The following is a 15,507-nucleotide window of genomic DNA, read 5'->3' as shown; positions in this document are numbered from 1 at the left end:
CTGGCTAGGCTCGACGGCGGCGGCGTTGTGCGTGTCCTACCTCGCTGAGGATGCTGGCGATGGTTTGCGCGGCAAGCTCTGCTTCCAGCGCGGATTGAGCGCGCTCCGTCACACGCTCCAGCACGCCGGTGATCTCGCGGCCGACCTCGCACGCCGGGTTGGGTGCATTGGGCGGCAGCGCAATCAGCACCGGCGATTCCACCACACGAAAGACGTCCAGCAGCGTGATGCGCTCTGCCGGCCGTGCCAGCGTGGCACCGCCCGTCGCGCCCATCTGCGAGGTCACGAAACCGGCGTCGGCCAGTTGCGCCACCAGACGCCGGATGAGCGCCGGGTTGGTTCCCACGCTGCCCGCGATCAGCGACGACGGCACCGGCCCCTCTGCGCTAGCAAGCAGGGTGAGGATATGCACGGCGACGGCGAAGCGGCTGCTGGTGGACATGGTGGTGAATGCAAAAGTGTAACTATGGTAGATACACTTTGAGGCGCGGTCAACCCCGTCGGCAGGTAAGCGCTTCAGAAGGCAGATGCCAGTGCGGCGGCGCGTGCTTTGGCATCCGCCTTGGCGGCCGCCAGCACGTCGGGCGTGGTGAGCGTGGGTGCTGCGCTGATCTCGGTCACGTCTTCAATGCCCAGGAAGCGAAGCCAGCGGCGCAGATAAGGTTTCTGAAAGTCGTCCGGCGATTCGCTTACGCCTTCCGTGTGTGCGGCGTACGCCCCAGCGCTGGCGTAGACGAGCGCCGCCTTCTTGCCCGAGAGCAGCGCCTGATAGCCCGTGGCCGGCGACCAGTTCCAGTTCTGCCCCGGCAGCGTCACCACATCAATGAAATGCTTGAGCCGATAGGGCACCCCAAAATTCCACATCGGCACAGAGAAGAGGTAATGGTCTGCCGCGTTGAAGCGTTGCGACAGCGCCACCGCGCGCTGCCATTGCGCACGCTGTTCCGGCGTGGCGTTCTGGGTGCGCAAGACCGCAAACTTGGCGCCGATCATATCGGCGTCGAATTCGGGCAGGTCGATGTCCTTGCTCCACAAGTCGATCGTGTCCATCTCATGGCCTGGGTGCGCGATGCGGTAGGCATCGAGAAACTGCTTTGCCACGTCGATGGAGTGGGACAGCGTTTTCATGGGAGAGGCTTCGATATAGAGCAGGCGGGTCATGCTGGGCTCCTGATGCGGTCTTATGCTGCGTTGAAGAAATTGAGGCCGACGGTGCCGGCAATCACCAGCCCGATGCAGGCCAGGCGCGCGGGCTGCATGCTCTCACCAAAGAGCACGATGCCCAGCACCGTCACGCCCACTGAGCCGATGCCTGTCCAGATGGCGTAGGCCGTGCCTGCGGGCAGGCCGCGCATGGCATGCGTGAGCAGGAAGACGCTGGCAAGCGCCGTCACGATGCCGAGCACGCTCGGGATGGGGCGCGTCCACCCCTGTGCAAATTTGAGCGAGACCGCCATGGCAATCTCCACAGCCCCGGCTGCCAGCAGCCAGAGCCAGGCGGTTTGAAGCATGGAACCTCCGAGATGTCCGCTGCCGGGCCGGCAAGCGGATGCGTTGCGATGCACTCAGAGTAAGGACGGCGCTGTGCGGCAACAAGTACGCACCTGGAGGTAACCACCAGGCGCGGTGCGGGTATCGTCGCCCAGGGCCGCTCACCAAACGATCTGTGCGCCAGCTCGGCAAAAACGCAATTCGCTGCCGTGCCGTGGCGCGCGATCGGCACCATCGTTGGCGTGGCTGCTCCTAAGCTAGACGCCATGCAAGGTGGCTTGCCGCCACCCTTGGATTCATTCTGGCGTCCAACCATTCAGGAGCGTTGTCATGGCCCTTCGGGATTTCAAAGTGCTCACTTTCGATGTCGTCGGAACGTTGATCGACTTCGAGGGAGGCATGCTTGCCTACCTGCGCCGGGCGGTGCCCGACAGCAGGGTCACCGACGAGGATTTTCTAGGCGCGTATCGGGCAGCGCGCAAACGTGGCCAGACCGAGTGGTATCCCGATGATCTGGTGCCGTGCTGGCACATCGTGGCGCAGCAGCTTGGCCTGCCCGATAGCGATGCGCTGGCGCGTGGTTTTCGCGATTCGGTGGCGGAATGGCCGGCGTTTCCCGATTCGGTGGAGGCGCTGCAGCGGTTGAGCAAGCGCTTCAAGCTCGTCACCATGACCAACGCGCAGTCCTGGGCGCTCGAGCATTTTCAGCGGACGTTGGGCGAACCATTCGACCTGCTGCTCAGCTGCGACGATGCCCTCTGCGAGAAGCCCGATGCGAAGTATTTCGCCTACGCGCGTGGCCGCTATGAAGGCGCCTGGGGCTTCAAGCAAGCCGACAACCTGCACGTGGCGCAGAGCCAGTACCACGACATCGGCATCTCCAAACGCCTGGGCATCACCACCTGCTGGATCGAGCGCCGGCACGGCATGAAAGACTCGGGCGGCACCATCGAATCGGAGCACACCGTGCCCGACTACCACTTCCATACGTTGGCCCAGCTTGCCGACGCAGTCGAGGCCGGCGAGTGAAGCGCGACGCCATTGCGGAACCGGTCGCCGATCTGCTGCCAGACCTCGTGGCACTGCGCCGCGACCTGCATGCGAATCCGGAACTCGCCTACGAAGAACACCGGACGGCCGGCATCGTCGCGCAGTCGCTGCGTGTGTTGGGGCTGGCGGTAGAGGAGGGCATTGGCGGCACCGGCGTGGTGGGTACGCTGCGCGGCGGCCGAGGCACCCGCAGTGTCGCGCTGCGCGCCGACATGGACGCGCTGCCGATGGTGGAACTGGGTCGATCACCACACGCGAGCCGCATGCAGGGCAAGCATCACGGTTGCGGGCATGACGGCCACACCAGCATGCTGATTGGCGCCGCGCGCCAGCTTGCGCGCACGGGCATCGACGGCACCGTCCATTTCATCTTCCAGCCTGCCGAAGAGGGCCAGGCCGGTGCGCGCCGGATGATTGAAGACGGCCTGTTCGAGCGTTTTCCATGCGATGCCGTCTATGCGTTACACAACTGGCCGGATCTGCCACTCGGACATGCGCAGACGCGGCCGGGCTCGATCATGGCGGCGGCAGATCGGTTCGATATCACCGTGCGCGGACGTGGCGGGCATGCGGCCCAACCGCACCACACGCCGGACGCCATCCTCGCCGCCAGCCAGCTTGTGGCGCAACTGCACACCATCGTGTCGCGCCGCATTGATCCGAGCGAATCGGCGGTGTTGTCCGTCACGCGCATCGAAGGCGGGCACAGCCATAACGTGCTGCCGGCCGAAGTACGCATCACCGGCACCGTGCGCAGCTTTGATGCTGTATCGCAGGATCGCATCGAGGCGGCACTGCGCGACACGGCCAATGGCATCGCGCTGGGCAGCGGCACACAGGTGGCGGTGGATTACCGCCGCTATTACCCTGCCACCATCAACACGCCGGCCGAATCGATGCTCGCGTTGGACGCGGCGCAGGCGATCGGCCTGGAGGCTGCAGAGGCGCCACACGCTGCATTCACCTCCGAAGACTTCGCGTTCATGCTGCAGCGCAAGCCCGGCGCCTATCTCTGGCTCGGTCAAGGCCGTGCGGATGCCGGCCCCGATGGCGAATACCCGCTGCACCACCCGTGCTACGACTTCAACGACGACGCGCTGCCGCTGGGCGTGCGCTGGTTCTCCGAAGTTGCTCGCCGCGCGTTGGCCGCCGTTCCATCAGGTTCTTGAATTGCGGCCATGTTTTTCTCCATCCCGATACCGCGGCGCTAGAAATCCGCCACCTTGCCCCATGCCGAGTGCTTGAAGCGTGCCGGGTCGTAGGGGGCAGGGTCGAAGATCGGCTTTTCGCCTGTCACCAGATCAGCGATCAGATGGCCGGCGCCGGGGCCGATACCGAACCCGTGGCCTGAGAAGCCTGCGGCCAGGATGAACCCGGGAATCTCCGGCACTTCTCCGATGCCGGGCACGCCGTCCGGCGTGTTGTCGACGAAACCGGCCCAGGCATTGGCGACGCCCGCTTGGCCCAGCACCGGCAGCAGTTCGACGGCGCGGTTGTAGGTTTGTCTGACGGCCGCTGCATCCGGCCGCGGGTCGAGTATGCGCATGCGTTCCATGGGCGTAGGGGCATCGAGCCGCCATCGCGCGAGTGTTTCGTGGCCCGCGCGAATGCCTTCCAGCCCACCGGGGAACACATTGCGCCAGCGCTTCGCGAACATCGGCAGAAACTGCGGAGCGAAGCGCAGCAACTGTGCCGTCGGGTCCACACGTCCGCGCCCGCTGATGGCCAGGTTGTAGCTACCATCGCTGCGGCGCGTGATGGACACGCGCGCGGTATGCAGCGCGTCAGGCACCGGCTCGGTCACCCCCGTCACACGCACGATGGATTGGCGAACGGTCGCCTGCGGAAAACGAATGCCCAATTGGCGACAGAACGAAGACGCCCAAGCGCCGCCTGCAAACACCACGGTGCGGGTCTTGATGGTTCCGGCTTCCGTGACGACGCCGCTGACGCGGCCGCCCTCGACTTCAAGGCCCCGTGCGGCGCAGTTCTGGTGCACGGTGCCGCCGAGCTTCACGAGCGCAGCGGCCACAGCTGGTGCCGCCTTGGCGGGGTCCGCCGTGCCGTCGCTGGGTGAGAACACGCCGCCTTTCCACGCGCGGCCTGTGAGACGGCCACGCTCGGACGCTTCTTGGCTGCTCAGCATGTGCGTGGTCACGCCGGCCGTCTTTGCGAAATCGCGCCACTTCGTCCAGCGGGCAAGTTCGTCTTCGTCGTTGCTGAGATAGAGCAGACCGCACCGGCGGAAACCTGTGTCTTCTCCCGTGTCGGCCGCAAACTGCTCCCAAAGTTCAAGGCTCCGGGTGGCCATCGGCAGTTCACGCGCATCGCGGTTCTGCTGTCGGCACCAGCCCCAATTGCGGCTCGACTGTTCGGCCCCGATGCGGCCCTTTTCGACCACGGCTACCGAAACGCCGCGCCTGGCCAGGTAGTAGGCAGCAAAGACGCCGATGATGCCGCCGCCGATCACAACGACGTCGGCTTGCGATGGAAGGGAAGAGGCGCTCTCGATGAGGCGCAACGGCTGGGACATGACTCGTGCTCCTCGTTCGTTCAGGCCTGTGCGTTTTGTACTACGTAGAACTTGGCGACGCGCTCTGTGCTCTGCCATCCGACGGCGGCGCCCTGCGGCACGAAGATGGCATCGCCGGTGCTTACGGACAGCACGCTGCCATCCGGGCCAGCGAACTGCACACCGCCATCGAGCACGTACATGAACTCGTTCACCGGATGAGGGCGCACGATGCGGTGATACGGCGTCGAGTCCCAGGTGCCGGCGCGGTATTGCGTGGGCTCGTCGGTGAAGACGTTATCGCTGCGGCACTGCGGAACCGGCCCGAGCAGCACCTCCGGAGCGGGGCCGCCCGACGGTTTGAAATCCGCATCGGCGTGCAGCGGGATGAGCGCCGGCGTGGTCGGTGTGTTGATGACAGCAGCGCAGAACACGAATCGAACGCCGGCGGCAGCCTTGATGCGCACGGCCGTGCCGGATGCAATCACCGCGCCGCAGCCCGCGCCAATCACCTGCGGTGCCGAGCCCGGCGCCGTGAGCGTCAGCTCACCCTCCACGACGGCGAGCGTCTCCGTATGCGGAAAGCTCGCGACATCCCGTTCGCCGACAAAGCTCGCCCGCCCGGCACTCATGGCGTTTGGCCCTTCCCAGGCAATCTCCCGTTCTTGTGCGAAGGGGTCGTCGGCGCTCAGGCCGGCTTGCCGGAACGCGGTTGAGATTGGGGCGCCATCGGCGCGATGCAGCATCAGGGCGGTTGTCATGCAGGTTGTTCCTCACCGCATCCAGCAGTGGACTTGGTTTCGAGGGGCGTCAGCGTTGGTTGGGAAAGAGCCGTTCGATCGGACAGTGCGTTTTGATGAACGGCGATTTGATAACGATGTAGCTGAAATATTTGGCAATGCCGATGTTGCGCTCCAGCAGGTCTTCAATCACTTCCTGGTAGTGATTGACGCCGCGCGTGATGAAGCGCAGCAGGTAGTCGTAGCCGCCGGAGAGCAGGTGGCATTCAAGCACCTCGTCCACCTCGCGGATGGCGGCTTCAAAGCGCACGAAAGTTTCGCGGTGGTGGTCCGACAGCGTGACCTCGGTGAAGACGGTCAGCGTGTCGCCCAGCTTTTCCAGACGGATGTGCGCGCCGTAGCCGGAGATGTAGCCGGCTTGTTCCAGGCGCTTGACGCGGATCAGGCACGGGCTGGGCGACAGGCCCACGGCGTCGGCCAGGTCCACGTTCGTCATGCGCCCGTTTTTCTGCAGTTGGGCGAGGATGCGCAGGTCCAGACGATCGATCTTGAGAGCTTCGGTCATGGCAGGGGCGAAGGCGTGGAAGATAGATCCGATTCTGCGGCAGCCGGTGTCTTTTGTGTCAGCTTGTTGGGGCCTGTTGCTACCGGTTGCATCAGGCGAGCGCTGCACGCACGGCGGGCATGGCCAGCACGTCGTCGAGTGTCTTGTTCAGGCGCGCGAAGAGTTGTGCGAATTCGTCTTCGGTGTAGGTCAGCGCGGGGGCGAAGCCGAGGATGTTGTCGCCAAACGCCCGGAACACGAGGCCGTTGCCATAGGCAGCCGAGGCAATCAAATTGGGCAAGCCAAGTCCAGCGTCAAAGCCGCGCTTGGTGGCCTTGTCGCTCACAAGTTCGAGTGCGCCCAGCAGGCCGCGATGGCGTGAGTCGCCCACCAGCGGGTGCGTAAGCAGCCCGTCGAGCCCCGCTGCAAAACTCGTTGCGCCGCGCTGGCCGTTGGCGAGGATGCCGCCTTCTTCGTACAGGCGCAGCACTTCCAGCGCCACCGCCGCGCTCACCGGGTGCGCCGAATACGTCGCGCCGTGGCCGATCGGCACACCGGCGGGCGCGCCGTCGGCAATGCCCGCGTAGATCTGATCGGAGACCATCGTTGCGCCCATCGGCACATACCCGGCCGTGAGCCCCTTGGCCATCGTCATGATGTCGGGGTCGACGCCTTCGGCATCGCAGGCAAACATCGGGCCGGTGCGCCCAAAACCAGTGATGACTTCATCCACGACGAACAGGATGCCCAGTTCGCGCGTGGCGTCGCGCATGGCTTTGAGCCAGCCCTTGGGTGGGACGATCACGCCGCCGGAGCCCTGGATCGGCTCGCAGAAGAACGCGGCAACGTTGTCTGCGCCCAACTCGGCCACCTTGGCACGCAATGCCGCCACCGAAGCTTCGATGATGCCCTGCGCATCCTCCGGGTTGGCCGCGCGGTATGGGTTGGGCGAGGGGATGTAGTGCTGCGTAGGCAGGGGCAGGTCGAAGTCACGATGGAAGGCCGGCAGCGCCGTCAGCCCCGCGCCCGTGGAAGACGAGCCGTGATACCCGCGCTCCAGCGAAATGAAATGCTTCTTCGTCGGCTTGCCGATGGCGTTGAAGTACTGGACGATGAACCGCACGGCGGCATCCACCGCCTCCGACCCACCCAGCGTGAGATAGACGTGATTGAGCGAGCGCGGCGTGATCTGCACGAGCTTGTCGGCCAGGCGGATGGCGGGCTCGCTGCTGAAATGGAAGTAGCCCGTGGCGTAGGGCAGGCGGCGCATCTGCTCGGCGGCGGCCTGCACCACGCTCTCTTGCCCGTAGCCGACATTGACGCACCAGAGGCCCGCGAAGGCGTCGAGCAGTTCGTTGCCGTGCGCGTCGGTCAGCCACGCACCGCGTCCGGATGTCAGCACGGTCGGCCCGCGTTGCTCGTGGGTGCGCCAGGAGGCGACCGGGTGGATCAGGTGCGCGCGGTCGATGGCGTCAAGCGAGGCAAGCTGGGGCAGATCGGTGAGCTGGGTCATGGCAGAGTCCGTTCGTGCAGTGAAGGCAATCAATGGACTCAAGAGTAGGCTGTGCGGCCTGAGCCTTGGTGCTGCTTTGCGCGGGAAGAACGCAGCGTGCTGCTGTTGTTCGGCGCGCAGCAGCAGATCGTGCGGCGCGCCGTTTGATGCGTGGTTTCAGTAGCCGCGCGAGCGGTCCACCAGCCCGACCATGGGTTCGCCGGCGGTGAAGCGGCGCAGGTTGTCGATGACCACCGCTGCTGCTGAAAGTGGCTGCGTCATGCTGGCAATGTGCGGTGTGATGTGGACGCGCGGATGGCGCCACAACACATGGCCGGCGGGCAGCGGCTCCGGGTCGGTCACGTCGAGCATGGCTTCGCTGAGCTGCCCACTGTCGAGCGCTGCAAGCAAGTCGTCGCTCACCAGCTGCGGGCCGCGGCCAACATGCACCAGCGCGGCGCCTTGCGGCAACTGCGCAAACAATGCTGCGTTGAGCACGCCGCGCGTGGCATCGGTCAACGGCATCAGGCAGACCAGGATGTCGGTGCGCGCCAGGAAGGCGGCCAGTTCGTCTTGCCCGGCAAAACACTGCACGCCGTCGATGGCATGGCGCGATCGGCTCCAGCCCGCGCAGTCGAAACCGAAAGCCTGCAACTGCGCCAGCACGGCCTGCCCCAGCGAGCCGAGCCCCAGCACGCCAATGCGGCGTTCATTGGCGGGCCGCACCGGTAGCGGGCGCCATTGCTCCGCCTGCTGCTGGCGGCGGTAGGCGGGAATGTCGCGGTGCAGGCTCAACACGGCGTGCGTGACGTACTCGACCATGCCGCGCACGATACCGGGCTCCACCATGCGCACCACGGGCAGCGTCGGCGGCAGCGTCGCAAAGTTGAATTGATCGACTCCCGCGCCCGAAGAGAACAGCACCTCCAGGTGCGGAAACTGTGTCGCGATATCGGCGGGTGGCTCCCAGGCCGCAAGAAACCGAACCCGAAGCGGATCGCCGATGTCAGGCCAGATACGGAAGTCGATGTCAGGCGCGTGCTGGCGGAAGACTTCCGCCCATTGACGGCCGCGAACAGGGTCGGACTTGTAGAGGAATGTGTTCGTCACGATGAGCGGTCAGCGCAATGTTCGGGGCTCAACCCATTGCCTGGGTCACGATGGCAAACAGCGCGGGCGCGCCGGGCGGTGTGGTCAGCGGCTCGCCGCGCACCATGGTGGTGGGGGCATCCACGCGCAGCAGGCCGATGCTCTCCAGCCACTCGGCCAGGCCGCTGTCGAAATCGATGTCGATGCGGGTGAAGTGGCCGGCGTTGATGCCTGCCAGATGCGCAATCAGCGCCTTGGCACTCTCGGCGTCCGGGGCGACCACGGGGCCGATGGCGTGGCCGCGCCCGAATCGGCGCAGCATCGCGAAGCCGCGCGCCTCGCCGTCGTCGTCCAGCACGACGCAGGCGTCTGCGCTGGCGAGCAGATCGTCGATCAGTGCATCGCGCGGCATGCCGCGCGCCTGGGCGTCGAGACGGCGCAGGTCCGCAGACTCATTGAGCCCGGCCGGGCGCAGGCGCCAGCCGGCGGGCAGGGCGATCAGCGGCGTGGGTTGCGCAATGCCCTGGTGCTGGCGGATCTCACCGGTGCGCACAAAGCCCAGTCGCTCATACAATCCGCGTCCTTCTGCGGTGGCATGTAGCAGCACGGTGTGGTTGTCCAGCCCGTCGAGCAGTGCGCTCATCAGGCGATGGCCGATGCGCCTGCCCTGGCATGCGGGCGTCACGATGACCAGCCCGATGGTGGCGTGGCGCGGCCCCCAGCGCCAACGTTGCGCGGCGGCAATGATCTGGCCGTCGCGCTCGGCGACGATGCCCTCGGCGTGCGCAAAACTCTGCGCCAGATCGGCCGGCCGATGCGGCCAGCGCTGCTCTTCTGACAGGGCATGTGTTTGGGCCAGATCATCGGCGGTCATGGAGCGCAGCACCACGCCGTCGTCGGTGGGCGGGTTCTGGGCGGGTATTGACGAGGAGGACATGGGAGGTTCCTTCCGGCGAAGGATGAAGGTGGCACCGGCACTTATCTTGGACGACATCGCGGCGCGGAGCCAGATCGAATTCGGGTTTGCCCGCAATTTGCAAGCATCCTCTGTGGAGGGTGCGGGTTTCGCAATTCGATGCGGTAGCGCCCGCGGTTACGAACACAAATGCCGAGCCATCCTGCCTAGCATCAATGACCTCATTTCAATATGCGTGCCGGACCTCGGCGCCCCCCAATTTCGTGGCCAAATTTGACCCCCAGACCATCCTCGTGCCCTCCGGCCATTTCATTGGCGGCAGGCTTGTGCCCGACGCGGGCCGCATTACCGTGCGCCGCCCTTCCGACAACGCCGTGCATGCGGAGCTGCCGTTGGCGGACGCTTCCACCGTTGACGCTGCCGTGCAAGATGCGTGGCAGGCGTGGCGCACGACGGACTGGGCGCGCCGTGCCCCGCGTGACCGGGCGCGCGTGCTGCGCCGCTGGGCCGACCTGATCGACGCCGCCGTGGCAAACATGGCGCCGCTCGAAGCCGTGTGTTCCACCCGCCCCCTGCGCGACGCCACTGCCTGGGACGTGCCGTTCACCGCCGAGGGCCTGCGCTTCTTTGCCGAATACGCCGACAAGCTTGGCGGCGACGTGGCCGCCACGCGGCACGACAACCTCGGCATGGTGGTGGCCGAACCGTACGGTGTGGTTGGTGCGATCACGCCATGGAATTTTCCGCTGGTGATGGTCTCGTGGAAAGTCGGTGCGGCGTTGGCAGCCGGCAATGCTGTCGTGCTCAAACCATCCGAGCTGACGCCATATTCGGCCATCCGGCTGGCTGAGCTAGCCATCGAAGCGGGCGTGCCACCGGGCCTGTTCAATGTGGTGCAGGGCGACGGCCGTACCACGGGTGATGCACTCACGCGGCATCCGCTGATCTCCAAGATGACCTTCACCGGCTCCACACGCACCGGCGCAGCCATCATGGCCACTTGCGCATCGCACGGCCCCAAGCCCGTCACCCTGGAGCTGGGCGGCAAGAGCCCGCAGCTCGTATTCGACGACGTGCCGGACATCGATCGGCTGGCGGGCATTGTCGCGGGCGCCATCACCGGCAACGCGGGACAGGTGTGCGTGGCCGGCTCACGGCTGATCGTGCAACGGCGGATTGCCCAGGCATTGATCGAACGCATCGCAGGACGCTTTGCCGCGCTACGGCCCGGTGCCACCTGGGATGACTCCGCTACGCTGGCGCCGATTATTTCGGCGGCGCAGGCAGGGCGCATTCTCGACATCGTGGAGCGGTCGCGGGATGCCGGCGCGCAGGTGCGCTGCGGCGGGGGCCTGTTTGGCGATGGCCCGGGCGGGGCGTACTTCCAGCCCACGCTGCTCGAAGGTGTGCGCGCAGACAACCCCGCCGTGCAGGAAGAAATCTTCGGCCCCGTGCTGACGGTGCAGACCTTCGATGATGAAGAGGAAGGCTTGGCACTCGCTGCGCACGAACACTACGGTCTGGCCGCCGGCGTGCACACCGCAGACATCGGACGCGCGCTGCGCGCCGTGCGTGGCATCGCGGCGGGCACCGTCTGGATCAACCGTTACGGGCGCAGCGCCGATTTCGTCATCCCCACCGGCGGCTATCACCAGTCGGGTATCGGCAAGGATCTGGGCCGGCAAGCCGTGGAGGCCAACTTGCGCTTCAAAAGTGTGCTGATCGATTTTGCTGCGACGCACTAGCGTGCCTTGGCGGTGCGTACGGCACGCCAGCAGTGCACACCGCATGGCATGCCGCGAGTGCCACTAGAAACAGCAGCTTTCTCACGTGAGACCGTGCATTTCCCTACAACCGTTGTGAGTCCGCGTGCTTCAATGATTTCGTCATAACCGCGCTGCAAAGACTGCATAACGGCAGCCACATTCAGGACCTTAGGACCTCAAACCATGACCTTCCGCCCCAAGTACATCACCTTTGACTGCTATGGCACGCTCACGCGCTTTCGCATGGGCGAGATGACGCGCGAGTTGTTTGCGGACCGTATCCCGGCCGAGCAGATGGAGCAATTCATTGCCGACTTCACTGCCTACCGCTTCGATGAAGTGCTGGGCGACTGGAAACCGTACGAGGTGGTGCTCAAGAACGCCGTGCGCCGCCTGTGCAAGAAGTGGAAGATTCAGTACTTCGACACCGACGGCCAGGCCTACTACGACGCCGTGCCGACGTGGGACCCGCATGCCGACGTGCCGGCAGGTCTGGCCAAGGTGGCCAAGGAAATCCCGCTGGTGATCCTGTCCAACGCTGATGACGCGCAGATCCAGAAGAACGTGGCGATGCTCGGTGCGCCGTTCCACCGTGTGTACACCGCGCAGCAGGCTCAGGCCTACAAGCCGCGCCTGAAGGCGTTCGAATACATGTTCGATTCGCTGGGCTGCAACCCCGAAGACGTGCTGCACGTGTCGTCCAGCCTGCGCTACGACCTGATGTCGGCCGATGACCTCGGCATCGTCAACAAGGTGTTCGTCAACCGCGGCCACGGCCCGGGCAACCCGGCGTACCGTTACACCGAGATCCAGGACATCGGCGGCCTGCCCGGTGTTGTTGGTCTCTAAGCCGCGTCTCCATAGCTACCCCACATGGCCCCCATGAAACTCGACTCCTACTGGAACGACTCGGTGCCCGCGCTGGCGCTGGACGCGCACGATCTGCCGACGCAGGCAGACGTGGTGATCGTCGGCGGCGGTTTCACGGGGTTGTCGGCCGCGCTGGCGCTGGCCCGGCGCGGCGCCAGCGTGGTCGTGCTGGAAGCGGGCGATAAGGTGGCGCCCGAGGCGTCGGGGCGCAATGGAGGCCACGTCAACAACGGCCTGGCCGTGGACTACGCGGACCTGGCCGCCAAGGTTGGCGTGGACCGCGCCCGCGCCTGGTACCACGCCTACGACGCCGCCGTGGACACGGTTGAGCGCATCGTGCGCGACGAGGGCATTGCCTGCAACTTCCAGCGCAACGGGAAATTGAAACTCGCCACCAAGCCGTACCAGATGCAGGCACTGCAACGTAGTGCAGATCGCCTGATCGCAGACGGTGTGGATGCGGACGTGGAGATTCTCGATGCCGCTCGCGTGCGTGCCGAAGTGCAGAGCGAGCGCTTTCATGGCGGCTTGCTCTACAAGCGCAGCGGCCAGATGCACATGGGCCGCTTTGCGCAGGGCCTGGCCATCGCGGCACAACGCCAGGGTGCTCAGATCCATACGCGCACCTGCGTGCAGCGCATCGAGCGGGTGCAGGGGCAGGTGCATCGCATCCACACCACGCGCGGCACTGTGCAGGCCCGGCAGGTGTTGCTTGCGACCGGCGCGTCGCGTCATGGCGGTTACGGCACGTTCGGCTGGCTGCGCCGGCGCATCGTGCCCATCGGCAGCTTTATCGTCACCACCGAACCGCTGGGCGCGGAGCGCGCGCATGCGTTGCTGGCCGCGCGCCGCACCTACGTGACGGTGGCCAATATCCACCACTACTTCCGCCTTACGCCGGATGATCGGCTCGTCTTCGGTGGCCGCGCGCGCTTTGCGGTGTCGAGTCCGCAGCAGGATGCGGTGAGCGGTGAGATCCTGCGTGCCGGCCTGACGGAAACCTTCCCGCAGCTGCGCGACGTGCGTCTCGATTACTGCTGGGGTGGGCTCGTCGACATGACACAAGACCGCCTGCCGCACGCCGGCGAGCGCGACGGCCTGTTCTATTCCATGGGCTACAGCGGGCACGGCACGCAGATGTCCGTACACATGGGCGAGCGCATGGCTGCGGTCATGGCCGGCGACGCTGCCGCCAACCCGTGGCGCGATCGCGCGTGGAGCGCCATTCCCGGTCACTTTGGCCCGCCGTGGTTCCTGCCGGCGGTGGGCATGTACTACCAGCTCAAGGACCGATTTGCCTGAGCTGTGCCGCAAACGCAGTCTTTCGCAGTATCCAACGATCGCAACGCATTCCATTCAGAGCAGATCCATCAGGAGCCCCACCATGAGCGACAGCCATAACGAGTTCAAGAACCTTGTCGGTCCCGCCGAAAGCCAGCGCGTGATGGAGTCGCTCAAGCGCGGTGCCTCGCGACGCGACGTGTTGAAGATGCTGATGGCCGGCGGCATGCAGGCCACGCTGGCCGGCAGCCTAGCTGGCACCGCTGCCAGCGTATATGCGCAGACGCCACGCCGTGGTGGACGTATCCGAGTGGCGGCGGCCACGGCAGCCGCGACCGATACGCTCGACCCGGCCAAACAGTCGAACCAGAGCGACTACGTGCGCTGCAACATGGTCTACAACGGCCTGTTCGTGCTGGACGGCAGCCTGACACCGCGCCCCGCGCTGGCTGAGTCGTATCACACGGCGGACGCCAAGACTTGGGTGTTGACGCTGCGCAAGGGTGTGACTTTCCACGATGGCAAGGCGCTGTCCCCGGCTGATGTGGTGTATTCCGTCATGCGCCACAAGGATCCGGCCACCGCCTCGAAGGCCAAGGTGCTGGCCGACCAGATCGAAAGCGTCAAGGCCACCGGCCCGAACGAAGTCACCGTGGTGCTGACCGCCCCGAACGCCGACTTGCCGGTGATCCTGGGTACCTTCCATTTCCATATCGTGAAGGACGGCACCACGGATTTCAGCGCCGGCATCGGCACCGGACCGTACAAGCTCAAGGAGTTCAAGCCTGGCGTGCGTACGGTCGTCGTGCGTAACGAGGGGTACTGGAAACCGGGCAAGCCGTATCTTGACGAGATCGAGTTCGTCGGAATCGGCGATGAAAGCGCACGCGTCAACGCGCTGCTGTCGGGCGGGATGGACCTGGTGGCCTCCGTCAACCCGCGCGCCGTGGCACGTGTGAAGAGCACGCCGGGCTACGCGATCTTCGCGACGCAATCGGGCCAGTACTCCGACCTGATCATGCGCAAAGATATGGGCCCGGGTGCGAACCCCGATTTCGTGATGGCAATGAAGTACCTGTTCGACCGCGAACAGATGAAGAAGACCATCGCGCTGGACTACGCGGTGCTGGGCAACGACCAGCCGATCGACCCCACCAACCGCTTCTATTTCAAGGGGCTGCCGCAGCGCGCGTTCGACATCGAGAAGGCAAAATTTCACCTGCAGAAGTCGGGCGTGACCGGAAAAATTCCTGTTGTCGCATCACCGGCGGCCCAGTATTCGGTCGAGATTGCACTGGTGCTGCAGCAGACCGCACAGCGCATCGGCCTGGATCTCGACGTCAAGCGCATGCCTGCCGACGGTTACTGGTCCAACCATTGGCTCAGCAGCCCGGTGGGTTTCGGCAACGTCAACCCGCGCCCGAGCGCAGATACGATCCTCACGCAGTTCTTCAAGTCCGACGCCGCATGGAATGAATCGCGCTGGAAGAACCCGAAGTTTGACCAGTTGCTTGTCGCCGCCCGCGCCGAGACGGATGTCGGCAAGCGCAAGCAGATGTATGCCGACATGCAGACCATGATCCATGGGAAGGCGGGCATCGGCATTCCGCTGTTCCTGGCCAGCATCGACGGGCACACGACCAAGCTCAAGGGCCTGGCACCGATCCCGCTGGGCGGCCTGATGGGCTACTCGTTTGCCGAGAACGTCTGGCTTGAAGCCTGACGGTGCGGTGGTGGCGTTCTTGCGAAAAGTGAT

The 15,507-nt window shown here is 65.3% G+C and carries 15 protein-coding genes; 6 read left to right on the top strand and 9 right to left on the bottom strand.

From position 1 onward, the window contains the following. Nucleotides 1-4 precede the first annotated feature (4 nt). The 3 genes from NG898_RS18025 to NG898_RS18015 form a co-directional block, all read right to left on the bottom strand. Nucleotides 5-442, bottom strand: a complete 438-nt coding sequence (locus tag NG898_RS18025) for an Rrf2 family transcriptional regulator (RefSeq protein ID WP_252693727.1) — start codon at nt 440-442, stop codon at nt 5-7. A 74-nt stretch (nt 443-516) separates the two neighbouring features. Beyond that, the gene (locus NG898_RS18020; RefSeq protein WP_252693726.1) at nt 517-1,161 is read right to left on the bottom strand and encodes an FMN-dependent NADH-azoreductase; all 645 of its coding nucleotides are present in this window, start codon (nt 1,159-1,161) and stop codon (nt 517-519) included. A 20-nt stretch (nt 1,162-1,181) separates the two neighbouring features. Beyond that, complete coding sequence (locus NG898_RS18015; protein WP_024541774.1) at nt 1,182-1,511, bottom strand: DMT family transporter; 330 nt, start codon at nt 1,509-1,511, stop codon at nt 1,182-1,184. A 310-nt stretch (nt 1,512-1,821) separates the two neighbouring features. Here NG898_RS18015 and NG898_RS18010 point away from each other — a divergent pair, with 310 nt between their 5' ends. Further along, entirely contained in the window at nt 1,822-2,520 is a 699-nt protein-coding gene (locus NG898_RS18010; RefSeq protein ID WP_252693725.1) for an HAD-IA family hydrolase, read from the top strand. Beyond that, the gene (locus NG898_RS18005) at nt 2,517-3,710 is read left to right on the top strand and encodes a M20 aminoacylase family protein (protein WP_252693724.1); all 1,194 of its coding nucleotides are present in this window, start codon (nt 2,517-2,519) and stop codon (nt 3,708-3,710) included. The genes NG898_RS18010 and NG898_RS18005 overlap by 4 nt, the downstream gene beginning before the upstream one ends. 38 nt (nt 3,711-3,748) lie before the next feature. Here the strand turns inward: NG898_RS18005 and NG898_RS18000 are convergent, their stop codons facing one another. From NG898_RS18000 to NG898_RS17975, 6 genes are all read right to left on the bottom strand, one after another. Then, entirely contained in the window at nt 3,749-5,074 is a 1,326-nt protein-coding gene (locus tag NG898_RS18000) for an NAD(P)/FAD-dependent oxidoreductase (RefSeq protein WP_252693723.1), read from the bottom strand. A gap of 20 nt (nt 5,075-5,094) precedes the next feature. After that, nucleotides 5,095-5,814 carry a cupin domain-containing protein gene (locus tag NG898_RS17995; RefSeq protein WP_252693722.1) on the bottom strand — a complete coding sequence of 240 codons (720 nt, stop codon included), beginning with the start codon at nt 5,812-5,814 and terminating at the stop codon, nt 5,095-5,097. Nucleotides 5,815-5,863: 49 nt separating this feature from the next. Then, the gene (locus tag NG898_RS17990) at nt 5,864-6,358 is read right to left on the bottom strand and encodes an Lrp/AsnC family transcriptional regulator (protein ID WP_039599256.1); all 495 of its coding nucleotides are present in this window, start codon (nt 6,356-6,358) and stop codon (nt 5,864-5,866) included. Between the two features lie 91 nt (nt 6,359-6,449). Further along, entirely contained in the window at nt 6,450-7,850 is a 1,401-nt protein-coding gene (locus NG898_RS17985; protein WP_252693721.1) for an aspartate aminotransferase family protein, read from the bottom strand. A gap of 156 nt (nt 7,851-8,006) precedes the next feature. Beyond that, nucleotides 8,007-8,939, bottom strand: a complete 933-nt coding sequence (locus NG898_RS17980) for a 2-hydroxyacid dehydrogenase (protein ID WP_252693720.1) — start codon at nt 8,937-8,939, stop codon at nt 8,007-8,009. A gap of 28 nt (nt 8,940-8,967) precedes the next feature. After that, nucleotides 8,968-9,855 (bottom strand): GNAT family N-acetyltransferase, encoded by an 888-nt coding sequence (locus NG898_RS17975; protein WP_252693719.1) that lies wholly within the window; start codon nt 9,853-9,855, stop codon nt 8,968-8,970. Nucleotides 9,856-10,097: 242 nt separating this feature from the next. On the opposite strand from NG898_RS17975, the gene NG898_RS17970 reads away from it, so the two are divergent. The 4 genes from NG898_RS17970 (at nt 10,098) to NG898_RS17955 (ending at nt 15,474) form a co-directional block, all read left to right on the top strand. Then, on the top strand, nt 10,098-11,579 hold the full coding sequence (locus tag NG898_RS17970) for an aldehyde dehydrogenase family protein (protein ID WP_252693718.1): 1,482 nt from the start codon (nt 10,098-10,100) through the stop codon (nt 11,577-11,579). Nucleotides 11,580-11,783: 204 nt separating this feature from the next. Beyond that, nucleotides 11,784-12,449 (top strand): haloacid dehalogenase type II, encoded by a 666-nt coding sequence (locus NG898_RS17965; protein ID WP_027679994.1) that lies wholly within the window; start codon nt 11,784-11,786, stop codon nt 12,447-12,449. A gap of 33 nt (nt 12,450-12,482) precedes the next feature. After that, the gene (locus NG898_RS17960; protein WP_252693717.1) at nt 12,483-13,772 is read left to right on the top strand and encodes an NAD(P)/FAD-dependent oxidoreductase; all 1,290 of its coding nucleotides are present in this window, start codon (nt 12,483-12,485) and stop codon (nt 13,770-13,772) included. 82 nt (nt 13,773-13,854) lie between these two features. After that, nucleotides 13,855-15,474 carry an ABC transporter substrate-binding protein gene (locus NG898_RS17955; RefSeq protein WP_252693716.1) on the top strand — a complete coding sequence of 540 codons (1,620 nt, stop codon included), beginning with the start codon at nt 13,855-13,857 and terminating at the stop codon, nt 15,472-15,474. Nucleotides 15,475-15,507: the final 33 nt, after the last annotated feature.

This window comes from Ralstonia mojiangensis (genome assembly GCF_023955645.1).
GTDB lineage: Bacteria > Pseudomonadota > Gammaproteobacteria > Burkholderiales > Burkholderiaceae > Ralstonia > Ralstonia mojiangensis.
Note: the sequence above shows the minus strand (reverse complement) of the source record. Positions and strands in the feature narration are given on the sequence as shown.